This is a genomic window from Phytobacter sp. MRY16-398 (genome assembly GCF_003925915.1).
Lineage (GTDB): Bacteria > Pseudomonadota > Gammaproteobacteria > Enterobacterales > Enterobacteriaceae > Phytobacter > Phytobacter diazotrophicus.
This window is the reverse complement of record NZ_AP018756.1, coordinates 2,319,099-2,339,803: the sequence shown is the minus strand read 5'-3', so window position 1 is coordinate 2,339,803 and position 20,705 is coordinate 2,319,099. Positions and strand designations below refer to the sequence as shown.

At 55.1% G+C, this 20,705-nt stretch carries 21 protein-coding genes; 12 read left to right on the top strand and 9 right to left on the bottom strand.

Annotation, left to right across the window (positions count from 1 at the left end):
* Nucleotides 1–76 precede the first annotated feature (76 nt).
* The 6 genes from hutC to MRY16398_RS11380 all read left to right on the top strand — a co-directional run bounded on the left by hutC (nucleotide 77) and on the right by MRY16398_RS11380 (nucleotide 5,772).
* Complete coding sequence (hutC, locus tag MRY16398_RS11405; RefSeq protein ID WP_041851645.1) at nucleotides 77–868, top strand: histidine utilization repressor; 792 nt, start codon at nucleotides 77–79, stop codon at nucleotides 866–868.
* Nucleotides 869–1,030: 162 nt separating this feature from the next.
* The gene (gene hutI, locus MRY16398_RS11400; RefSeq protein WP_125124378.1) at nucleotides 1,031–2,293 is read left to right on the top strand and encodes an imidazolonepropionase; all 1,263 of its coding nucleotides are present in this window, start codon (nucleotides 1,031–1,033) and stop codon (nucleotides 2,291–2,293) included.
* Complete coding sequence (hutG, locus tag MRY16398_RS11395) at nucleotides 2,290–3,114, top strand: N-formylglutamate deformylase (protein ID WP_125124377.1); 825 nt, start codon at nucleotides 2,290–2,292, stop codon at nucleotides 3,112–3,114. The genes hutI and hutG overlap by 4 nt, the downstream gene beginning before the upstream one ends.
* Nucleotides 3,115–3,289: 175 nt before the next feature.
* Nucleotides 3,290–4,099: an exodeoxyribonuclease III gene (gene xthA, locus MRY16398_RS11390; protein WP_071195391.1), complete on the top strand. Its 810-nt coding sequence runs from the start codon at nucleotides 3,290–3,292 to the stop codon at nucleotides 4,097–4,099.
* 60 nt (nucleotides 4,100–4,159) lie between these two features.
* A complete protein-coding gene (locus MRY16398_RS11385) occupies nucleotides 4,160–5,356 on the top strand; it encodes a rhodanese-like domain-containing protein (protein WP_125124376.1) in 1,197 nt (398 codons plus the stop codon).
* 2 nt (nucleotides 5,357–5,358) lie between these two features.
* Nucleotides 5,359–5,772 carry a pyrimidine (deoxy)nucleoside triphosphate diphosphatase gene (locus MRY16398_RS11380; RefSeq protein WP_103245549.1) on the top strand — a complete coding sequence of 138 codons (414 nt, stop codon included), beginning with the start codon at nucleotides 5,359–5,361 and terminating at the stop codon, nucleotides 5,770–5,772.
* On the opposite strand, the gene MRY16398_RS11375 is transcribed toward MRY16398_RS11380, so the two are convergent.
* Nucleotides 5,735–6,019, bottom strand: coding sequence for a YnjH family protein (locus MRY16398_RS11375; protein ID WP_041851651.1), 285 nt, complete (start codon nucleotides 6,017–6,019; stop codon nucleotides 5,735–5,737). The genes MRY16398_RS11380 and MRY16398_RS11375 overlap by 38 nt on opposite strands.
* Before the next feature lie 236 nt (nucleotides 6,020–6,255).
* On the opposite strand from MRY16398_RS11375, the gene gdhA reads away from it, so the two are divergent.
* Nucleotides 6,256–7,599: an NADP-specific glutamate dehydrogenase gene (gene gdhA, locus MRY16398_RS11370; protein ID WP_125124375.1), complete on the top strand. Its 1,344-nt coding sequence runs from the start codon at nucleotides 6,256–6,258 to the stop codon at nucleotides 7,597–7,599.
* Nucleotides 7,600–7,687: 88 nt separating this feature from the next.
* Here the strand turns inward: gdhA and MRY16398_RS30560 are convergent, their stop codons facing one another.
* From MRY16398_RS30560 to MRY16398_RS11355, 4 genes are all read right to left on the bottom strand, one after another.
* Nucleotides 7,688–7,858, bottom strand: coding sequence for a hypothetical protein (locus tag MRY16398_RS30560; protein ID WP_158276515.1), 171 nt, complete (start codon nucleotides 7,856–7,858; stop codon nucleotides 7,688–7,690).
* Between the two features lie 193 nt (nucleotides 7,859–8,051).
* Nucleotides 8,052–9,998 (bottom strand): DNA topoisomerase III, encoded by a 1,947-nt coding sequence (locus MRY16398_RS11365; protein ID WP_107222842.1) that lies wholly within the window; start codon nucleotides 9,996–9,998, stop codon nucleotides 8,052–8,054.
* 4 nt (nucleotides 9,999–10,002) lie between these two features.
* A complete protein-coding gene (selD, locus tag MRY16398_RS11360) occupies nucleotides 10,003–11,046 on the bottom strand; it encodes a selenide, water dikinase SelD (protein WP_041851654.1) in 1,044 nt (347 codons plus the stop codon).
* 116 nt (nucleotides 11,047–11,162) lie between these two features.
* The gene (locus MRY16398_RS11355; RefSeq protein WP_107222844.1) at nucleotides 11,163–11,714 is read right to left on the bottom strand and encodes an NAD(P)H nitroreductase; all 552 of its coding nucleotides are present in this window, start codon (nucleotides 11,712–11,714) and stop codon (nucleotides 11,163–11,165) included.
* Nucleotides 11,715–11,876: 162 nt separating this feature from the next.
* Here MRY16398_RS11355 and sppA point away from each other — a divergent pair, with 162 nt between their 5' ends.
* From sppA to pncA, 3 genes are all read left to right on the top strand, one after another.
* Nucleotides 11,877–13,730 carry a signal peptide peptidase SppA gene (sppA, locus tag MRY16398_RS11350; protein WP_071195397.1) on the top strand — a complete coding sequence of 618 codons (1,854 nt, stop codon included), beginning with the start codon at nucleotides 11,877–11,879 and terminating at the stop codon, nucleotides 13,728–13,730.
* 129 nt (nucleotides 13,731–13,859) lie between these two features.
* Complete coding sequence (ansA, locus tag MRY16398_RS11345) at nucleotides 13,860–14,876, top strand: asparaginase (protein ID WP_041851657.1); 1,017 nt, start codon at nucleotides 13,860–13,862, stop codon at nucleotides 14,874–14,876.
* 10 nt (nucleotides 14,877–14,886) lie between these two features.
* The gene (gene pncA / locus MRY16398_RS11340) at nucleotides 14,887–15,528 is read left to right on the top strand and encodes a bifunctional nicotinamidase/pyrazinamidase (RefSeq protein WP_125124374.1); all 642 of its coding nucleotides are present in this window, start codon (nucleotides 14,887–14,889) and stop codon (nucleotides 15,526–15,528) included.
* Between the two features lie 65 nt (nucleotides 15,529–15,593).
* Here pncA and MRY16398_RS11335 read toward each other — a convergent pair whose 3' ends face one another.
* Entirely contained in the window at nucleotides 15,594–15,872 is a 279-nt protein-coding gene (locus MRY16398_RS11335; RefSeq protein ID WP_041851659.1) for a YeaC family protein, read from the bottom strand.
* Between the two features lie 40 nt (nucleotides 15,873–15,912).
* On the bottom strand, nucleotides 15,913–16,326 hold the full coding sequence (msrB, locus tag MRY16398_RS11330; protein WP_041851660.1) for a peptide-methionine (R)-S-oxide reductase MsrB: 414 nt from the start codon (nucleotides 16,324–16,326) through the stop codon (nucleotides 15,913–15,915).
* Between the two features lie 342 nt (nucleotides 16,327–16,668).
* Here msrB and gapA point away from each other — a divergent pair, with 342 nt between their 5' ends.
* Nucleotides 16,669–17,664, top strand: coding sequence for a glyceraldehyde-3-phosphate dehydrogenase (gene gapA, locus MRY16398_RS11325; protein ID WP_041851661.1), 996 nt, complete (start codon nucleotides 16,669–16,671; stop codon nucleotides 17,662–17,664).
* Between the two features lie 198 nt (nucleotides 17,665–17,862).
* Nucleotides 17,863–18,747, top strand: coding sequence for a D-hexose-6-phosphate mutarotase (locus MRY16398_RS11320; protein WP_041851662.1), 885 nt, complete (start codon nucleotides 17,863–17,865; stop codon nucleotides 18,745–18,747).
* A 90-nt stretch (nucleotides 18,748–18,837) separates the two neighbouring features.
* Here MRY16398_RS11320 and MRY16398_RS11315 read toward each other — a convergent pair whose 3' ends face one another.
* Nucleotides 18,838–19,695 carry an aldo/keto reductase gene (locus tag MRY16398_RS11315; RefSeq protein ID WP_125124373.1) on the bottom strand — a complete coding sequence of 286 codons (858 nt, stop codon included), beginning with the start codon at nucleotides 19,693–19,695 and terminating at the stop codon, nucleotides 18,838–18,840.
* 91 nt (nucleotides 19,696–19,786) lie between these two features.
* A complete protein-coding gene (locus MRY16398_RS11310; RefSeq protein ID WP_041851664.1) occupies nucleotides 19,787–20,533 on the bottom strand; it encodes a MipA/OmpV family protein in 747 nt (248 codons plus the stop codon).
* Nucleotides 20,534–20,705 lie beyond the last annotated feature (172 nt).

Sequence of the window (20,705 nt, the reverse complement as noted above, 5' to 3'; positions counted from 1 at the left end):
ACCCCCTGTGCGGTGGACATGGCCGGACGTTGGGGAAACGTTCCTGATACCTGTGGATTTTTTGAGAGGTAAGAAAATGTCGGAGCCTTCACCGAACGGTGTCGCACAACACGGCGTGACCCGGCAGGCATTGTCTGAGCTTGCCGCTGCCATGAGTGATACCCCTGCCCCGATTTATCAGCGCGTGAAGCAGGCTATCATCAGCCAGATTCGCTCCGGTGCCTGGAAGCCCCATCAACGTATTCCGTCGGAAAGTGAACTGGTCAACGAGATTGGCGTGAGCCGCATGACCATTAACCGTGCGCTGCGTGAACTGACCAGCGAAGGTTTTCTTATCCGCATGCAGGGTGTCGGCACCTTCGTTGCCGAAGCGAAGGCCTACACGCCAATGCTCGAAGTGCACAATATTGCCGATGAAATCGCCCAGCGCGGCCATCGCCACGACAGCAGGATTCTGGTGTGTGAGGCCCGCGAGGCCGATGCCGATCAGGCCATGCAATTGGGTATCGCGCCCGGCGACACGCTGTTTTATTCGCAGATCGTCCATTACGAAAATAATGTCCCCGTACAAATCGAAGACCGCTACGTTAACCCGGCCGCCGCGCCGGATTATCTGCGTCAGGTCTTCAATAAGCAGATGCCCTACACCTATCTGATGGAAATATCGCCGCTCACAGCCGGTGAACATCGGGTCGAAGCGGTCAGCGCCAGCGACGAGCAGCGTGAATTGCTGCAACTGGAGGAGCACGAACCCTGTCTGCTGATCCACCGTCGCACCTGGAGCGGCAGCCGCATCGTCACCTCCGCCCGTCTGGTTTACCCCGGTTCGCGCTATCAGCTATTTGGCCGCTTCACCAGCCACGGCTAACCCCGCTTTACCCATAGCGGCTTTTCTGGCCGCTGTGTCTCCTGATATGTAAGCTCACCAGCAATAAGAAAAAACTCTTTCTGCTCGCCTTGCCGCGTTTCCGGTTATGCGTTAGGTTGACTTTAATTGTCTATACAAGATAAATCCAACCTGGAGTTTGTCATGTCGTTAGCCGAATCTTTATCGTTTTCCGCCACGCCACCCGCCCGTTGCGATAGCGTCTGGCGTGGCGCCACGCTGGTCACGATGCAAAACGGACACTACAGCCAGATAGAAAACGGTGCGATTGCTGTCACTGACGGAAAAATTGTCTGGCTCGGCCCGGCCGCCGATTGTCCTCCCTTCTCCGACGCGGAGTTGCATGATTTTGCAGGCGGGATCATTACGCCTGGTTTTGTCGATTGCCATACCCATCTGGTCTTTGGCGGTAACCGCAGCGGTGAGTTCGAGCAACGGCTGAACGGGGTGAGTTATGCGCAGATTGCCGCTGCCGGCGGTGGGATCATCTCCACGGTTAACGCCACCCGTCAGGCGACAGAAGAGGAGCTGATCGAATCGGCGTTATTCCGCCTGCGCCCGCTGTTGGCAGAAGGCGTCACCAGCGTTGAGATAAAATCGGGCTATGGGTTGTCCATCGACAGCGAACTGAAAATGCTGCGGGTGATTCGCGCATTAGCGACCCGGTTGCCGGTTGATATTGTATCGACCTGCCTTGCCGCCCATGCGCTCCCACCTGAATACAAAGACCGCGCTGATGCGTATATTAGCCTTGTCTGCGACACCCTGTTACCGATTGTCGCCCGGGAAAAGCTGGCCGATGCGGTCGATGCATTTTGCGAACATCTGGCGTTCTCCCCGGCCCAGGTTGAGAAGGTATTCACCACCGCAAAAGCCCTGGGCCTGCCGGTGAAATTGCATGCAGAGCAGCTCTCCTCACTGCACGGCAGCGCACTCGCGGCCCGGCATGGCGCCCTGTCGGCCGATCACCTGGAATATGCCACCGAAGAAGATGCCATCGCCATGGCGGCCAGCGGGACCGTCGCCGTGTTGTTACCCGGCGCGTTCTATTTGTTGCGCGAAAAGCAGCAGCCGCCGGTGGCCTTATTCCGCCAGCATCGGGTGCCGATGGCGCTGGCCAGCGATGCCAACCCCGGCACCTCCCCTGTGCTCTCGTTACGCCTGATGCTGAGTATGGGCTGCACGCTGTTTGGTCTGACGCCGGAAGAGGCGCTTGCCGGGATCACCTGTCACGGCGCCCGCGCGCTCGGTTTACAGGACTCTCACGGCACGCTGGCGCCAGGCAAGGTCGCCGATTTTATCCACTGGCCGCTCTCGCGACCGGCTGAGCTGGTCTACTGGCTGGGCGGAGAACTGCCCTGCACAGTGGTCTATCGCGGAAATGTACGAGGAAAACATGACCTATGAGTCTTTCAGCTATCACCGCGCCCTATGATTTCACGGCGGGCACATCGCCGCTGCTGATCAGTATTCCCCACGCCGGAACACGCCTGACGCCGGAGGTCGCCGAAGGCCTCAGCGAGGCGGCACAGCCGCTGGGCGATACGGACTGGCATATCCCCCGTCTGTATGACTTTGCCCGCGCGCTCGGAGCCAGTATTTTAGTCGGCAATTATTCCCGCTTTGTTATCGACCTGAACCGACCGTCTGATGACAAACCGCTCTATACCACGGCAACGACGGGCCTCTATCCCGATACTCTGTTTGATGGTCGTGACACCTTTAAGCCCGGAATGGCCCCGACCGATGCCCGACGTCAGGATTATCTGGCGCAAATCTGGCAGCCATATCATGAGCGCCTCCAGGCCGAACTCGCACGGATTAAGCAGCAGTTTGGCTATGCGCTGTTATTTGATGCCCACTCCATTGCGTCGGTCATCCCGCGGTTGTTTGACGGGCAGTTACCCGATTTAAATCTCGGCACCAATAATGGCGCCAGTTGCTCGCCCGAATTGAGTGGTGTGCTGACGGGGATTTGCCAGCAACAGTCGCAGTTCAGCCACGTGCTTAACGGGCGTTTCAAAGGTGGTTACATCACCCGTGCTTACGGGCAGCCCGCTGCCGATATCCACGCCGTGCAGCTTGAATTAGCGCAGGTGAATTATATGGATGAAACACCACCTTATGCCTGGTCTGAGACCCGCGCCCCTCAATTGCAGACGCTGTTAAAACAGATGCTGGAAGGGATGGTGGCATGGGGAAGCGAACAGTATGGCAATAAAAGGTGAAAAGGCTGATGTGCCAGTAAGTTCAGCGTAGCGATGGCATGTGGGCAATGTATGGTTTAATAAATGCGTTGTCCCATATACAGACAGGCCCCGCCCCCTGCCCAATCCCATAGGCATCCGTTGTCATTATCTGCTAACATCCCTGCCACATTCCCACAGCAATCTGGCGGCGACTATGAAATTTGTCTCTTTTAATATCAACGGCCTGCGTGCCCGTCCCCATCAACTGGAAGCGATTGTCGAGCAGCATCAGCCCGACGTGATTGGCCTGCAGGAGACGAAAGTCCACGACGACATGTTCCCGCTCGAAGAAGTCGCGAAACTCGGTTACAACGTCTTTTATCATGGGCAGAAAGGGCACTATGGCGTGGCGCTGCTGACCAAAGCGACGCCCGTTTCCGTGCGTCGCGGTTTCCCGGACGACGGTGAAGAAGCCCAGCGCCGTATCATCATGGCGGAAATTCCGTCTCCTCTGGGTAACATCACGGTCATCAATGGTTACTTCCCGCAGGGGGAAAGCCGCGACCATCCGACCAAGTTTCCGGCAAAAGAGAAGTTTTACCAGGACCTGCAAAACTATATTGAAACCGAACTCAAGAAAGAAAATCCGGTGCTGATTATGGGTGATGTCAACATCAGCCCCACCGATCTGGATATCGGCATCGGCGAAGAGAACCGCAAACGCTGGCTGCGAACCGGCAAATGCTCCTTCTTGCCGGAAGAGCGTGTATGGATGGATCGCCTGATAAACTGGGGGCTGGTGGATACCTGGCGTGCGGCGAACCCGGATAATAACGAGCGCTTCTCGTGGTTTGACTACCGCTCCAAAGGGTTTGATGACAACCGGGGCCTGCGTATAGACCTGCTGCTGGCAAGCTCACCGCTGGCAGAGCGCTGTATCGAAACCGGCATCGACTACGATATCCGCAGTATGGATAAACCCTCCGACCATGCTCCGGTATGGGCTACATTTAACGTCGAATAAGCGTCATTTTCCCATTATGGCGGTCATGTTTATGACCGCCCTCTTTGGACCTGCCACGCTATGGCTCAAAACATTACACTTTCCCAATTCCGCCAGAACAACGGCGTAGTTATCGATACTCGCAATAGCGCCTTGTACAACGGCTGGCCGGACGCGCTACACGGTACATCCGGCCATGTATCCGGTGCGCGTAATCTTGCCGCTTCCTGGCTGGACGAAATGACGAACGCACAGTTTGACGCCTGGTCTGCCCTGCGCCCGTTAAGCGCCGAAACCCGCATCGCGCTCTATGGCGAGCCAGAAGACAACGCCGCGGTAGAGGCCTGGTTACGTCAGAAGGGTCTCCATGCGCCATGGCGTATCAGCGACGCCTTCTCCTGCGCTTGCCCCCTCGAACGTTTGCCCGGTTTTCATCAACTCGTCCCGGCATGCTGGCTTAACGCGCTGATCGCTCATCGCCAGGTCAGCGAAAAACCCGTCGGTAAATGGACGGTGATTGAAGCGGGCTGGGGCATGCGCGATACCTTCCGGCAAGGGCATATTCCCGGCGCGGACTACCTCGATACAGGCGAGCTGGAAAGCGAGCCCCTGTGGAACGTGGTTGCTCCTGAGGCGTTGCGTAACGTGCTGGCCGCGCACGGCATTCGTTGCGATACCACGGTCATTCTCTATAGCCGTACCCCGCTTGCCGCGGCGCGCGTGGCCCATATTCTGTTGTACGCCGGGGTACAGGATGTGCGTGTGCTGGACGGTGGCTGGCGAGCATGGCTTTGCGCTGGTTTTCCGGTGGCATCCGGCGATGCGCTACCCATCAAGTCCGCTTGTGATTTTGGCGCACCGCTCCCTGCTCAGCCTCAATTGATGCTTTCCCTGCCGCAGGCACGGGCGCTGCTCAACCGTAAGGATGCTTCGATGGTGAGTGTTCGCTCGTGGGCTGAGTTTTCCGGCGCGACCAGTGGTTATGATTATATTGATGCCTGTGGCGAGATCCCCGGTGCGCGCTGGGGACGTGGCGGACGCGGTAAAGATGGTGTTGAGGATTTCCTTAATCCGGATGCAACTTTACGCTGCGCGGATTACGTTACGGCCATGTGGGAAGCGTGGAATATTACCGCAGACCAGCACATCGCTTTTTACTGCGGAACCGGCTGGCGGGCCTCACTGGCGTTTATCTGCGCGCGCGCCATGGGCTGGACGAACATCGGAGTATATGATGGCGGCTGGTATGAGTGGAGTTTGCATCACAACAATGGATAACCATGCTTAAAACGATAGAGGTCGTCGCCGCGATTATTGAGCGCGATGGCCAGATTTTGCTGGCCCAACGCCCGGAACAAGGCGATCAGGCAGGGCTGTGGGAATTTGCTGGTGGTAAGGTAGAGGCCGGAGAGAGCCAGTCAGACGCATTAATACGCGAGCTTCGCGAAGAGCTGGGCATTGAAGCCGTGCCCGCGGCGTACATCGCCAGCCACCAGCGGGAGGTCTCCGGGCGCATAATCAATTTGCATGCCTGGCATGTGCCGACTTTCACCGGCACACTGACCCGTCATCACCACGCGGCGCTCATCTGGTGCGCGCCACAGGAAGCCTTTAACTGGCCGCTTGCGCCTGCCGATATCCCTCTGCTGGAGGCGTTTATGGCTTCACGCGCCGCCAGACCAGCGGGTTTGTAGAAACGGTGCGTTCATCGCGCTGGCACTGGAGCAACACCCCTTCGGCTTTAATAACCGCCCCTTCGGTGTAATTCTGATTCTGATAAACGCAGCACTGGTTACAGGGCTGCGAACTCTGCTGACCACCAGAGGTAAACACTTCCGGTGGAACATTCACCTGCACATCCGGCGACAGGCGTCTCTCCGCACTGGCCCCCGCTGAAACCAACATCAGTACACAACCCCATACCCACAGTGAACGCTTCATAGCATTTTCTTCCTGAATAGAACCTTTTATCACTATAACGTATCTCTATTACCGAACCGCATTTTCTTTCTTCATCGGTTTTTATTATGACAAGCCACCCATTATTAATTTGATACCGCTGGACTATTTTTGCTTGCTTTACGGCATATTGCAGATGTTATAGTCGAAAAACGCTGAATTTTTAGCTCACAACAACCAATAAAATCTGACTATCAACATAAGAGGCTCTTATATCTATGGAACAGACATGCTCTCTTGAATCGTTTCTTTCCCACGTTCAAAAGCGCGATCCGCATCAGCCTGAATTCGCTCAGGCCGTACGTGAAGTAATGACCACGCTGTGGCCTTTTCTCGAACAAAACCCTCGCTACCGTCAGCTATCCCTGCTGGAAAGACTGGTTGAACCGGAACGTGTTATTCAGTTCCGCGTGGTGTGGGTAGACGACAAAAACCAGGTGCAGGTTAACCGCGCGTGGCGCGTGCAATTCAACTCGGCCATTGGCCCGTATAAAGGCGGCATGCGTTTCCACCCGTCCGTCAACTTGTCGATCCTGAAATTCCTTGGCTTCGAGCAGACCTTCAAAAATGCCCTCACCACCCTACCGATGGGCGGTGGTAAAGGCGGTAGCGATTTCGATCCGAAAGGGAAGAGCGACGCGGAAGTGATGCGTTTCTGCCAGTCGCTGATGACCGAGCTGTATCGCCACCTGGGGCCGGATACCGATGTCCCGGCGGGTGATATGGGTGTGGGCGCGCGTGAAGTGGGCTTTATGGCCGGGATGATGAAAAAACTCTCCAACAACACTGCCTGCGTGTTCACCGGTAAAGGTCTCTCCTTCGGCGGCAGTTTAATCCGCCCGGAAGCTACCGGCTACGGCCTGGTGTATTTCACCGAAGCGATGCTCAAACGCCATGGTATGGGTCTGGAAGGTCTGCGCGTGGCCGTATCTGGCTCCGGTAACGTGGCGCAGTATGCTATCGAAAAAGCGATGGCTTTTGGCGCCCGCGTGATAACCGCCTCAGACTCTAACGGTACCGTGGTTGATGAAGCCGGTTTCACCACCGAAAAACTGGCGCGCCTGATTGAAATTAAAGAGCAGCAGCATGGGCGCGTAGCGGATTACGCCCGTGAATTTGGCCTGCAATACCTCGAAGGCCAGCAACCCTGGTCAGTGCCGGTCGATGTCGCTCTGCCGTGTGCCACCCAGAACGAACTGGATGTCGATGCCGCACGTACGCTTATCGCCAACGGCGTGAAAGCGGTGGCGGAGGGCGCCAATATGCCCACCACGATTGCGGCAACCGATCTGTTCCTGGAAGCAGGCGTCCTGTTTGCGCCGGGTAAAGCGGCGAATGCCGGGGGCGTGGCAACATCAGGTCTGGAAATGGCGCAGAACGCCGCACGTCTTGGCTGGAAAGCGGAAAAAGTGGATGCGCGTCTGCACCACATTATGCTGGATATTCACCAGGCCTGTGTGGAGTATGGCGGCGAAGCGAAGCAGACTCACTATGTTCGTGGCGCAAACATTGCGGGCTTCGTGAAAGTGGCGGATGCGATGATCGGTCAGGGGCTTATCTAAGTCATTTTGCCGGGCGGCGCTGCGTCGACCCGGCTAGCATGTTCCATGCCCGGTAAGCGCAAAGCCGCCGGGCAATCTCATCAGGCGTTCAGTTAACCACCAGCGATGAGACAATTTCCCTGTGACGTTTAAGAATGATCGCGATTTGCTCATCCGCGGTAAGCTCGTTGAACATTTTTTCATTGCGATCGGAATGCGCGTTGCGCACAGTGGCGGGGATACGTACTTCGCTTTTTTCTATTGCTTTTTGCTCGCTCATTTTCCAGTCCTGCTACTCAATGGTCTGTGTTCGCGCGCATAATAATCCCGTTTAGCCGTGACAGGAAGACGACACCATCACGTCTTTTTACGAATTGTGCAAGTTAACGTCATCTTTGGGCAAAATCACGGTGATTCTACCGTGACTGCCCCTCTTCTTATGCATTTGCTGATGTCTTACCGCTAAACATGCCTCAGGCAACGGGCTGTGGAGGTGTCGGGTCGTCTTTACGTGGCTTGCGCGTTGTGCGTTTACCCGCTGTTTTTTTCTTCTCACCTGCCGGAGCGCTGATTCCCCGAAACCGCTGCACTGGCGTATTGCGCGCCTGATGAATCAACTCATGCAAGGTGCCAACCAGCGGCTGCATAAAGTCCTGGTAACGACACTGCTTCTCGCTGATTTGCGTCAGCACAGACTCCCAGTGCGCGGTCATATCCGGCCTGGCAGCCATCTCCGGCAGAGAATGGATCAACGCGCGTCCGGCGTCGGTCGAGAGGATATAGCGCCCTTTCTTACTGAGAAAACCACGCTTAAACAGCAGTTCGATAATCCCGGCGCGGGTGGCTTCAGTGCCCAGACCGTCCGTCGCACGCAAGATCTTTTTCAGATCTTTATCCTGCACAAAACGGGCAATACCGGTCATTGCCGACAGCAGTGTCGCATCGGTGAAATGGCGCGGCGGTTGCGTCTGACGCTCCACAACCTCACCTTTTTCACACAGGAGTTCGTCACCTTTCGCCACGACCGGAAGCGGCGTGCCGTCGTTTTCTTCGTCGCGCTCTTTGGCACCCAGCAACGTGCGCCAACCCGCTTCGGCAAGGAAACGCGCTTTGGCGATAAATTTGCCGTTGGCAATATCCAGGTCGATCTGGCATTTACGGAACACCGCATCGGGGCAAAACTGCATCAGGTACTGACGCGCAATCAGATTGTAGACGTTGGCTTCACCTTCGCTCAGGTTCACCTTTGTACTGCGCGCGGTGGGAATAATGGCGTGGTGGGCATCCACTTTTTTGTCATCCCAGCAGCGGTTACGCAAATCGCCATTCACCACGGGCTGCGGCAGAAGATCCGGTGCATGGGCACCAATTGCGTTCATCACCGCATGACGCCCGGCATAATGTTCTTCCGGCAAATAGCGACAGTCCGAACGCGGGTAGGTAATCAGCTTGTGGGTTTCATAGAGCTTCTGGCAGATGTCGAGTACGTTCTGCGCGCTCAGGCCATAGCGTTTCGCGGCTTCAATTTGCAGTGCCGAAAGCGAAAAAGGTAACGGCGCCGGCTCCGATTCCCGCTTATCGTTATACGCGGTAACGTTCGCCGGTTGCCCGGTAATACGGGCGACCACATGCTCGGCCAGCGGGCGGTGCAGTAAGCGCCCTTCTTCATCCTGATAAGGCTCACAGGCATCGCTCGGCTGCCACAGGGCGGTAAACCGCTCTCCGGCCGGAGTGACAATGTGCGCCTTCACTTCGAAGAAATCTTTTGCCACGAAGTTCTCGATCTCTTCGTCGCGGCGCACCACCAGCCCAAGGACCGGCGTCTGTACGCGTCCAACGGAAAGTACCCCCTGATACCCGGCATTACGCCCAAGCAATGTATAGGCGCGAGTCATATTGATGCCGTACAGCCAGTCGGCGCGTGCACGGGCCAGTGCCGAGACGCACAGAGGAATAAACTCACTGTTGGCGCGCAGGCGAGAGATCGCCCGCTCCACCGCCTGGGGGTTAAGATCGTTAATCAGGCAGCGCTGGACCTGCTGACGCTTTTGCGGCGACAGTTCGAGGTAATCAAGCACCTCATCAACCAGCAACTGCCCTTCTCTGTCCGGGTCACCCGCGTGCACGACTTCCGTCGCTTCGGCGAGCAGCCGCTTGATCACATTAATCTGTTTGGTCACGGAAGGCCGCGGTTGCAGCCGCCATTTTTCGGGCACGATCGGCAGATCCGCCAGATTCCAACGCGCATAGCGACTGTCGTAGACATCCGGCTGTGCCTGCTCCAGCAGGTGACCGATACACCAGGTCACCACCTGCCCGTTGCCACATTCAATATAGCCGTCGCCTTTGCGATGTGGCTTGGGTAGCACATCCGCAATGGCGCGGCCCAGACTGGGTTTTTCGGCAATAAACAACCGCATTGGCTTAACGGATCTCAATCATCGGACGCCCTGCGCGTGCGCTAACCAGCTCACCCACCGCCGCAAGGGTAATACCATATTCTGCCGCCGTGGCGTAAACGTCGCCTTCGGCTTCGGGGCTCACTGCCAGTAACAGGCCGCCAGAAGTCTGCGGGTCGCAGAGCAAATCGCGCACCGCATCCGGCATCTCGCCCATCAAATGACCGTAGCTGGCGAAATTACGCTGGGTGCCGCCCGGTACTGCGCCAAGCGCAATATACTCTTCAACACCGGGTAATTTCGGCACATCCTGATACCAGATTTGCGCCTGCACACCGGCACCCTGGCACATTTCACTCAGGTGCCCCAGCAGACCAAAACCGGTGACATCGGTCATCGCCTTCACGCCACTGATGCCCGCAAACGCGGCTCCGGCCAGGTTCATCTGGCACATCACGTCCGTTGCCAGCCCAATGTGTTCGGGTTTTAACAGCGATTTTTTCTCGGCGGTCGTCAGCACACCAATGCCCAGCGGTTTGGTCAGGAAGAGACGGCAGCCCGCCTGCGCGGTACTGTTTTTCTTGATGCGATCGGTTGGCACAACGCCCGTCACCGCCAGCCCGAAAATGGGTTCAGGTGCATCAATAGAGTGCCCGCCCGCCAGAGCAATACCCGCCAGGCGGCAGGCATGGCGACCACCCTCAACCACTTCCCGGGCAATCTCCGGCGCCAGTTTGTTGACAGGCCAGCCTAAAATTGCAATCGCCATGATCGGTTTGCCGCCCATGGCGAAAATATCGCTAATCGCGTTAGTGGCAGCTATACGACCAAAGTCGAAAGGATTGTCGACAATGGGCATAAAAAAGTCGGTTGTGCTGATAACGCTGGTGCCGTTGCCGAGATCGTAGACCGCCGCGTCATCGCGGGTTTCGTTCCCCACAAGCAGGTTCGGGTCGATAAACTTCGCTTGCTCGCTATGCAGGATAGTATCGAGCACTTTAGGGGAAATTTTACAACCACAACCCGCTCCGTGGCTGTATTGCGTCAGACGAATACCTTGTTCGTTCATGGACAACTCCTGTCAGGACAATCCGGCTATGGTAACGCCCAAAACGTTGCATGATAAGCGTGACTGTCCGAATTGCGGCGGTTCGCTCACAATCCAGACAGTTTTACCGGCAAGTATCAGAAATAACGGACGAAAGGCGCGGTATCCGGTGTGCTAATGGTCGTAGAGGCTTTGAGTTGCGGGGTGCCAAGGTATAAGAAACCGACGACTTTATCCTGCGCGCGGCAGTTCAGTGCCTCGCGGACAACCGGGCTGTCGGTCAATGGACCGGTACGCCAGATCCCGTTGAAACCCTGTGCCAGCGCCGCCATCTGCATCGCCATCACGGCGCAACCTGCCGAGAGCAATTGCTCCCACTGCGGCACTTTCGGATTCTCTTCACATTTCGCCACCACGGCGATAATCATCGGCGCGCGCGACGGTGAAGTCCGGGCTTTTTCTACCGCTTTTTCGTCCAGCCCGGCGCTGACAGCACCCTGCTCCAGCGTCTTGCCAAAGCGGGCCAGACCTTCGCCTTCAATAATGAAAAATTGCCACGGCTGTAGCGTACCATGGTCCGGCGCGCGCATCCCCGCACGGATAATATTGTCCAGTTGTTCGCCTGTCGGTGCCGGTTCAGCCAACCGGGAAGCACTACGGCGGTTGACGAGCAGTTCAAGTGCATCCATTAGTTAAACTCCTGTATTGAAATTTGTTCCTAAAATTAACACGTGCGTAGATTTTGTTACAGCACCGGCAGCGATTCCTGCTGACAACAGGAGCCCGGCTAATTAGGATAACCACACTTGCTGCTCAGGGCAGCGGCAAACGTTACTAACCAGGGAGAATACATGCGAACCCTTTGGCGCTTTATTGCCGTTTTTTTTAAGTGGACATGGCGATTGCTGAACTTTATCCGCAATCTGGTGCTCAATTTGTTCTTTATTTTATTGGTACTGGTCGGCGTGGGCCTGTGGATGCAGTTTAGCGACAGCAAAGCAGAACATGCCAGCCGGGGTGCGTTGTTGATGGATATTACCGGCGTGGTCGTGGATAAACCCTCCGCCAGTAACCGACTCGGCGCGCTGGGTCGCCAGTTCTTTGGCGCAAGCTCCGACCGCCTGCAGGAAAACTCGCTGTTCGACATCGTCGACACCATTCGTCAGGCGCAATCAGACCGGAATATCACCGGGATTGTGCTCGATCTGAAAAACTTTGCCGGGGCGGATCAACCGTCAATGCAGTATATCGGTAAGGCACTGCGCGAGTTCCGCGACAGCGGTAAGCCGGTTTATGCGGTGGGCGATAACTACAGCCAGGGGCAGTATTACCTCGCGAGCTTCGCCAATAAAATTTGGCTCTCGCCGCAAGGGGTGGTTGATCTGCATGGCTTCGCCACCAACGGCCTGTATTACAAATCCCTGCTCGACAAGCTGAAAGTCAGCACCCATGTGTTCCGCGTCGGCACCTATAAATCCGCCGTTGAACCGTTTATCCGCGACGACATGTCTCCGGCCGCGCGCGATGCAGATAGCCGCTGGGTGGGCGAACTTTGGCAAAATTATCTCAACACCATTGCCGCAAACCGTCAGGTTACCGCGCAACAGATTTTCCCTGGCGCACAAGGCGTGCTGGACGGTCTGCGTAAAGTAGATGGCGATACGGCGAAGTACGCGCTGGATAACAAACTGGTGGACGAGCTGGGCTCCAGCGCCGATGCGGAAAAAGCGCTGACCAAACAGTTTGGCTGGGATGACAAAGACAAGAATTTCCGCGCCATCAGCTATTACGATTATCAACTGAAAAAACCGAGCGATATGGGCGACGCCGTAGCCGTGGTCTTTGCGAACGGCGCGATCATGGACGGTAACGAAACCCCGGGGAACGTGGGTGGCGATACCACTGCGTCGCAGATCCGCGACGCGCGTCTGGATCCGAAAGTGAAAGCCATTGTGCTGCGTGTTAACAGCCCTGGCGGCAGCGTCAGCGCCTCGGAAGTGATCCGTTCTGAGCTGGCCGCAGCCCGTGCGGCAGGCAAGCCGGTCGTGGTCTCGATGGGCGGTATGGCGGCATCCGGTGGTTACTGGATCTCAACGCCTGCGAATTACATCGTGGCGAATGCCAGCACCCTGACCGGGTCGATTGGTATTTTCGGCGTCATCAATACGCTGGAAAACAGCCTCGACAGCATTGGCGTGCATACCGACGGCGTGGCAACGTCTCCGCTGGCGGATGTCAGCGTGACCAAAGCGCTGCCGCCGGAAGTTCAGCAGATGATGCAGATCAGCATTGAGAATGGCTATAAACGCTTTATCACGCTGGTCGCTCAGTCGCGTAACAGCACGCCGGAGCAGATTGATAAAATCGCACAGGGCCATGTCTGGACTGGTCAGGATGCGAAAGCCAACGGGCTGGTCGACGGGCTGGGTGATTTCGACGATGCGCTAAACAAAGCGGCTGAGCTGGCGAAACTCAAACAGTGGCATGTGGATTGGTATCAGGATGAACCGTCATTCTTTGATCGCGTGATGGATAGCATGTCAGGTTCCGTACGCGCCATGTTGCCACAGGCATTGCAGGCGTATCTGCCTGCGCCGCTGGCCAATGCGGCAGTTCAGGTCAAAGCTGAAACAGACAAACTGGCGGCGTTTAACGATCCGCAAAACCGTTACGCGTTTTGCCTGACCTGCGCCAACATTCGCTAACGAACTGAACGTTTTGTATTCAGGCGGAGATCGGCATCACGCTGGCTCCGCCTTTTCTTTGCGCTTTCGCTGTATCATTCATTCACTGCGTATATAATCCCCCCACTCTGTAACAACACATTTTCAATCATGCAAAAAAAATCGATTTATGTTGCCTACACTGGCGGTACCATCGGTATGCAACGTTCCGAACACGGCTACGTTCCCGTCTCCGGTCACCTGCAGCGTCAACTGGCGTTGATGCCTGAATTCCATCGCCCTGAAATGCCTGATTTCACCATCCACGAATATGATCCGTTGATGGACTCATCCGATATGACGCCGGAAGACTGGCAGCATATTGCTGACGATATCAAAGCCCACTACGAGGATTATGATGGCTTTGTGATCCTGCACGGCACCGACACCATGGCATACACCGCCTCGGCGTTGTCGTTTATGCTGGAAAATTTGAGTAAGCCGGTTATCGTCACAGGCTCGCAAATCCCGCTGGCAGAGCTGCGTTCCGACGGACAGATCAATTTGCTCAATTCGCTGTACGTGGCGGCCAACTTCCCGATTAACGAAGTGACGCTGTTCTTTAATAACCGCCTCTATCGCGGCAATCGCACCACTAAAGCACATGCGGACGGATTTGACGCCTTTGCCTCACCGAACCTGTCGCCGCTGCTGGAAGCGGGAATACATATTCGCCGCCTTAATACCCCGCCTGCGCCGCACGGTAACGGCGAGCTGGTTGTTCATCCGATCACCCCGCAACCGATTGGCGTGGTGACGATCTACCCGGGTATCTCGGCAGACGTGGTAAGAAACTTTCTGCGCCAGCCCGTGAAAGCGCTGATTTTGCGCTCTTATGGCGTGGGCAATGCGCCGCAAAACGGGGAGTTTCTCAAAGAGTTACAGGAAGCCAGCGCTCGCGGCATTGTGGTGGTCAACCTGACGCAGTGTATGTCGGGTAAGGTCAATATGGGCGGCTACGCCACCGGTAACGCACTGGCGCATGCGGGCGTGATTGGCGGGGCGGATATGACAGTAGAAGCCACGCTGACTAAACTGCATTATCTGTTGAGTCAGGATTTGGACGCCGCGGCGATTCGCAGCGCCATGACGCAGAACCTGCGCGGTGAGCTCACCGCAGACGAATAAGGAAAAGCCGATGAAACAACGCGCTTTGCTTTTGGTCGACCTGCAAAATGATTTCTGTGCAGGCGGCGCGCTGGCTGTGGCGGAAGGCGACAGCACGGTCGATGTGGCGAACACGCTGATCGACTGGTGCCAGGCACGCGGCGAACCTGTACTGGCGACCCAGGACTGGCATCCGGCTAACCACGGCAGTTTCGCCAGTCAGCACCAGGTTGCGCCCTTTTCACAAGGTGTGCTTGATGGCCTGGCGCAAACCTTCTGGCCGGACCATTGTGTGCAGCACAGCGAAGGTGCGGCGTTGCATCCCCTGTTGAAAGCCACAGCCATCGACGCCGTGTTTCACAAGGGGCAAAACCCGGCTATCGACAGCTACAGCGCTTTTTTTGATAACGGGCATCGGCAGAAAACCGAACTCGATGACTGGTTGCGTCAGCACGACATTGCTGAGTTAACCATCATGGGGCTTGCCACCGACTATTGCGTGAAATTCACTGTCCTGGATGCGCTGAAACTGGGCTATCGCGTCAACGTCATTACCGACGGCTGTCGTGGGGTGAACATCAATGCGCAAGACAGCGCCCACGCCTTTATGGAGATGGCCGCGGAAGGCGCAACGCTCTATACGCTGGCCGACTGGCAGGAAACCCAGGGGTAAGACTTTTGCGGGCCGCCGACTTCAACCCGGCTACTGGCAGGAAAACGTAGCCGGGATCTTGCGAATCATTGCATTTTCAGCGTCGCAATTGGCTTAGGCGTAATGCCAAAGTCTTCTTTCAGTTGCTGCTTGCTCTTCATCACCATCTGTCCTTGCGTGTCGATGGTCATGTGCTGCGCGTCGGTGTTATGGCGGGCCTGCCATAACATAACCAGTTGCAGGCTGTTCTCTTTTTGTTCCGGTGTCAGTGCAACACCATCCGGCCACTTACCCAATTCGACAGCCGTTACCAGACGTTGATAGATGTCCGGTGTCATACTGTTAATGACTTGTTCGAAATCCATGCTAAATTAACTCCACTGGAATAATAGCTGAATCGATTCCTCACCCCAGAGTCCGATCGCCGTTTTCATCGTCGGTAAAACTCAACGAGGCAGAATTCACGCAATAACGTTCACCGGTTGGTTGTGGACCATCCGGGAAAACATGTCCCAGATGCGCGTCACAATTACCGCAACGAATTTCAACACGCTGCATACCGTGCGAGTAATCGTTTATATAGCGAATGGACTCTTCACTTACTGGCTCAAAAAAGCTCGGCCAGCCGCAGCCTGAATCATACTTGGTCTGCGAATGAAACAGGGGAGCGTCGCAAACCAGACAGTGATACACGCCTTCACGTTTGTTGTGTAAAAGACGGCCTGTGAAAGGCGGCTCGGTACCGTGATCCTGTGTCACGTAGAACTGCATCTCCGTCAGATTTTTTTTCAGGTCATCCTGAGAGGATTTCGTCGTCATAAGCTCACATCTCGCGGTAAGAATTCGTACAACTTCACTTCGATTCTAACAAAACATTAACAATGAAGTGATAACTTTTGATCTAAACTTACTTGCTGCGAATCCCCGGGCGGGTAATTGTGATCACTCTCACATTTTTATCCTGCATGACCTTTAAAATTCGGGGCGGCGTCCCCATATGGGGAGCATGCTCATAGGAAGAGTGAGACGAGTCAGTCGAACAAAGGTTATGCGGAGGATTGATTTGTCGCAATGATTGACACGATTCCGCTTGACGCTGCGTAAGGTTTTTGTAATTTTACAGCCAACCTTTTATTCACTAACAAATAGCTGGTGGAATATATGACTATCAAAGTAGGTATCAACGGTTTTGGCCGTATCGGTCGCATTGTTTTCCGTGCTGCTCAGGAACGTTCTGACATCGAAATCGTTGGTATCAACGATCTGTTAGACGCAGAATACATGGCTTACATGCTGAAATATGACTCTACTCACGGCCGTTTCAACGGTACCGTAGAAGTCAAAGACGGCCATCTGGTTGTTAACGGCAAAACCATCCGTGTTACTGCTGAAAAAGATCCGGCTAACCTGAAATGGAACGAAATCGGTGTTGACGTTGTAGCAGAAGCTACCGGTATCTTCCTGACCGACGAAACCGCGCGTAAACACATCACTGCGGGCGCGAAAAAAGTTGTTCTGACTGGTCCTTCCAAAGACAACACCCCGATGTTTGTTAAAGGCGCTAACTTTGACAAATACGAAGGCCAGGACATCGTTTCTAACGCATCCTGCACCACCAACTGCCTGGCGCCGCTGGCAAAAGTTATCAACGACAACTTCGGCATCATCGAAGGTCTGATGACCACTGTTCACGCGACCACTGCAACTCAGAAAACCGTTGATGGCCCGTCTCATAAAGACTGGCGCGGCGGTCGTGGCGCATCCCAGAACATCATCCCGTCCTCTACCGGTGCAGCTAAAGCTGTAGGTAAAGTACTGCCAGAACTGAATGGCAAACTGACTGGTATGGCGTTCCGCGTTCCGACTCCGAACGTATCTGTTGTTGACCTGACCGTTCGTCTGGAAAAAGCAGCGTCTTACGAAGAAATCAAGAAAGCAATCAAAGCGGCTTCTGAAGGCGCAATGAAAGGCGTTCTGGGTTACACCGAAGACGACGTTGTATCTACCGATTTCAACGGCGAAGTTTGCACTTCCGTGTTCGATGCTAAAGCAGGTATCGCACTGAACGACAACTTCGTGAAACTGGTATCCTGGTACGACAACGAAACCGGTTACTCCAACAAAGTTCTGGACCTGATCGCTCACATCTCTAAATAAGTTGAGATGAGACATTGATCTATAAAGGCGACTTCGGTCGCCTTTTTTTATGTTTCGCGTCATCCTGAAAGCTGCTTCCTCACTGGCGCTGCTCGCGGATGCTGGCCGCAGAATTCTCTGTGCTCCCGGCTCTCTTCAGACTTGCCGTCCCGATGCAGCTTTCATGATTTTGTGTCTCGCTAAACGAAGGATTGCACCATGATAAACAAAATTTTTGCTCTCCCGGTTGTTGAACAAATTTCCTCCGCCCTCTCTCGCCGCCTGATGGACGAACTGGACGTTATCGTTATCGACCACCCACAAGTTAAAGCCTCTTTTGCTCTGCAGGGCGCACATCTGCTCTCCTGGAAACCGCAGGGTGAAGACGAAGCGCTGTGGTTAAGCGGCAACACGCCGTTTAAAAACGGCGTGGCGTTGCGCGGCGGCGTACCGATCTGCTGGCCATGGTTTGGCCCGGCTGCACAGCAGGGTCTGCCTGCTCACGGTTTCGCCCGTAACCTGGCATGGACACTGAAAGCGCATAATGAAGATGATAAGGGGGTTGTGCTGACATTTGAGCTGCACAGCAGCGAAGCGTCCCGCCAATACTGGCCGCATGATTTCACGCTGTTTGCCCGCTATAAATTGGGTAAAACCTGCGAAATCGAACTGGAAGCGCACGGCGATTTCGAAACCACCTCAGCTCTGCATACCTATTTCAACGTCGGCGATATCCATGCGGTGAAAGTCAGCGGTCTGGGCGATCGTTTCATTGATAAAGTGAACAACGCGCAAGAAGATGCACTGACCGATGGCGTACAGACATTCCCGGATCGCACCGATCGCGTCTATCTGAATCCGGAAGCCTGCAGTGTGATCCATGACAGTGCGCTGAACCGCACCATTGAAGTGATCCATCACCATCATACTAACGTTGTCGCATGGAACCCGGGTCCGGCGCTCTCCGCCAGCATGACCGACATGCCGGATGATGGTTATAAAACATTTGTTTGTGTTGAATCAGCCTGCGCGACCGCGCCGCAAAAAACCACCGAAGAAAAACCGTCTCGCCTGGCGCAGACGATCCGCGTGGTTAAACGCTGATTGCGATAGCCCGGGTAAGCCGTGTTCCCGGGCTCTCCCCGACTTATTCGGGCAACAGCATCCGCATCTTATACACTTATGCGCGACGCGCTACACCACATCCAGGGGTGTTTTACGCCCCGGTGCCGGAAATGCGTTATCCAGCCGCGCCAGCTCCTCTGCGCTCAGCGTAATGTTCAACGCTGCGGCATTTTCCTGGGCATGCGCCACAGTGCCCGCTTTTGGAATAGCCATCACCCGCTCGTGACTAATAACCCAGGCCAGCAGAATTTGTGCCGCCGTCGCGTTATGGGCTCGAGCAATATCGGTCACTACGCTGTTATTCAGCAATCCATCACGCAGACGCCCGGCCTGCGCCAGCGGGCAGTATGCCATCACCGGCATCTGTTGTTGCTGGCACCAGGGCAGCAGGTCATATTCGATACCGCGCGACCCCAGATGATAGAGCACCTGATCGGTCACGCAGGCTTTACCACCCTGCACCCGCCAGAGTTCCTGCATATCGGCATAATCGAGGTTCGACACACCCCAGCGGCGAATTTTGCCCTGCGCAATGAGGGTCTCCATCACCTCCACCGTTTCAGCCAGCGAAAAATTTCCCCGCCAGTGCAGCAGATAGAGATCGAGATAATCGGTTTTCAGACGGCGCAGACTCGCCTCGCAAGCCGCAATCGCTTTTTTACCGCCGGCATTCCACGGATACACTTTCGACACCAGGTAGACTTTGTCGCGTAATCCACCCTGCAGTGCATCACCGACTACCTCTTCAGCCCCACCGTCCGCGTACATTTCCGCCGTATCGATAAGCGTAAGCCCGGCATCAATGCCCGCCCGTAGTGCATCCACCTCTTTACTGTGCTGGCGGTCATTCTCCCCCATATACCAGGTACCCTGACCAATAGCAGGCAGTGTCACCTCGCCTGCGAAGACCACATTTCTCTCTGCCATATCATCCTCCTGCGCTAAATGCACCACCGTAAAGCAAAACAGGGCCAATGGCCCTGTTTTAATGCACAGATTGCACTATAAAGACGCACAATCAGAAACGATACGTTACCCCTGCCGATAACAATCCGGCCCAGGATTTATCCACCATCGGACTGTCTTTAATTTCATCAGACAGATGGGTATAGCGCCCGGTGCCGTAAACGCTCCAGTTGTCGTTCAGACGATAGCTGGCGGTAAGTTCCAGATAAGGGCTCCAGCCATTGTCCGGATCGTAGCTATTAAGGCCGCTGCGACGTGACTCTTCGCGCGATACACCATAATAGTACTCGTTTTGATTATCGCTGTTCCATTCAACCCCGATACCCGGCGTCAGCGTCAGGCCACCATTGGTATAGCGATACAGCCAGGCCAGATCCCATGTCACACCATTACTGTTGTCCAGCACATCACCAGCCAGAGACGTGCGCAGGAAACCGTATTCGGTGTTATGAATATACGAAAGCCCCGCCACTGCGGTTGACTTACGTTTATTCAACTGACGCAGTTGATTATTGTCGCTGTCACCCGGCTTAAAGCTCCAGGGCGAATATGCGGCAAAGATGGAGAGTTGGTCGGCCTGATCATTCCACAGGTAGTAGCCGCCGCCTAAACCACGGAACCAGAAGTCATCACTTTCATAGGTGATAACCGGGATCGGATAGGTTTTATTGTCGTACTGTTTATACGGAGTCTCTACAACGCCCACGCCCGCACCCAAGGAGAAGTTGCTTTCGGCATTGGCAGTAAAAGTAGAAGAAGCGATCAGCACGCCCAGTGCCAGGAGTTTGAGTTTCATCACAGTCCATTAATTCCTGTAGTCAATAATCGGCGGAGTGAAGTTTAACCGTCCAGAACAGTCTACCCAAATTTTTTTACTTAACCATTACAAAACTAAACCCTATAGCCTGTGGTCTGTATATGACAGGGGGCTTACTGTTTTATGAAGCCGCTGTGATTTGAGAGTGGAAGGC

Excerpts from the sequence above, each read along its gene's own strand:
- hutC (WP_041851645.1), top strand. The coding sequence starts at position 77 with ATGTCGGAGCCTTCACCGAACGGTGTCGCACAACACGGCGTGACCCGG.
- hutI (WP_125124378.1), top strand. The coding sequence starts at position 1,031 with ATGTCGTTAGCCGAATCTTTATCGTTTTCCGCCACGCCACCCGCCCGT.
- hutG (WP_125124377.1), top strand. The coding sequence starts at position 2,290 with ATGAGTCTTTCAGCTATCACCGCGCCCTATGATTTCACGGCGGGCACA.
- xthA (WP_071195391.1), top strand. The coding sequence starts at position 3,290 with ATGAAATTTGTCTCTTTTAATATCAACGGCCTGCGTGCCCGTCCCCAT.
- MRY16398_RS11385 (WP_125124376.1), top strand. The coding sequence starts at position 4,160 with ATGGCTCAAAACATTACACTTTCCCAATTCCGCCAGAACAACGGCGTA.
- MRY16398_RS11380 (WP_103245549.1), top strand. The coding sequence starts at position 5,359 with ATGCTTAAAACGATAGAGGTCGTCGCCGCGATTATTGAGCGCGATGGC.
- MRY16398_RS11375 (WP_041851651.1), bottom strand. The coding sequence starts at position 6,019 with ATGAAGCGTTCACTGTGGGTATGGGGTTGTGTACTGATGTTGGTTTCA.
- gdhA (WP_125124375.1), top strand. The coding sequence starts at position 6,256 with ATGGAACAGACATGCTCTCTTGAATCGTTTCTTTCCCACGTTCAAAAG.
- MRY16398_RS30560 (WP_158276515.1), bottom strand. The coding sequence starts at position 7,858 with ATGAGCGAGCAAAAAGCAATAGAAAAAAGCGAAGTACGTATCCCCGCC.
- MRY16398_RS11365 (WP_107222842.1), bottom strand. The coding sequence starts at position 9,998 with ATGCGGTTGTTTATTGCCGAAAAACCCAGTCTGGGCCGCGCCATTGCG.
- selD (WP_041851654.1), bottom strand. The coding sequence starts at position 11,046 with ATGAACGAACAAGGTATTCGTCTGACGCAATACAGCCACGGAGCGGGT.
- MRY16398_RS11355 (WP_107222844.1), bottom strand. The coding sequence starts at position 11,714 with ATGGATGCACTTGAACTGCTCGTCAACCGCCGTAGTGCTTCCCGGTTG.
- sppA (WP_071195397.1), top strand. The coding sequence starts at position 11,877 with ATGCGAACCCTTTGGCGCTTTATTGCCGTTTTTTTTAAGTGGACATGG.
- ansA (WP_041851657.1), top strand. The coding sequence starts at position 13,860 with ATGCAAAAAAAATCGATTTATGTTGCCTACACTGGCGGTACCATCGGT.
- pncA (WP_125124374.1), top strand. The coding sequence starts at position 14,887 with ATGAAACAACGCGCTTTGCTTTTGGTCGACCTGCAAAATGATTTCTGT.
- MRY16398_RS11335 (WP_041851659.1), bottom strand. The coding sequence starts at position 15,872 with ATGGATTTCGAACAAGTCATTAACAGTATGACACCGGACATCTATCAA.
- msrB (WP_041851660.1), bottom strand. The coding sequence starts at position 16,326 with ATGACGACGAAATCCTCTCAGGATGACCTGAAAAAAAATCTGACGGAG.
- gapA (WP_041851661.1), top strand. The coding sequence starts at position 16,669 with ATGACTATCAAAGTAGGTATCAACGGTTTTGGCCGTATCGGTCGCATT.
- MRY16398_RS11320 (WP_041851662.1), top strand. The coding sequence starts at position 17,863 with ATGATAAACAAAATTTTTGCTCTCCCGGTTGTTGAACAAATTTCCTCC.
- MRY16398_RS11315 (WP_125124373.1), bottom strand. The coding sequence starts at position 19,695 with ATGGCAGAGAGAAATGTGGTCTTCGCAGGCGAGGTGACACTGCCTGCT.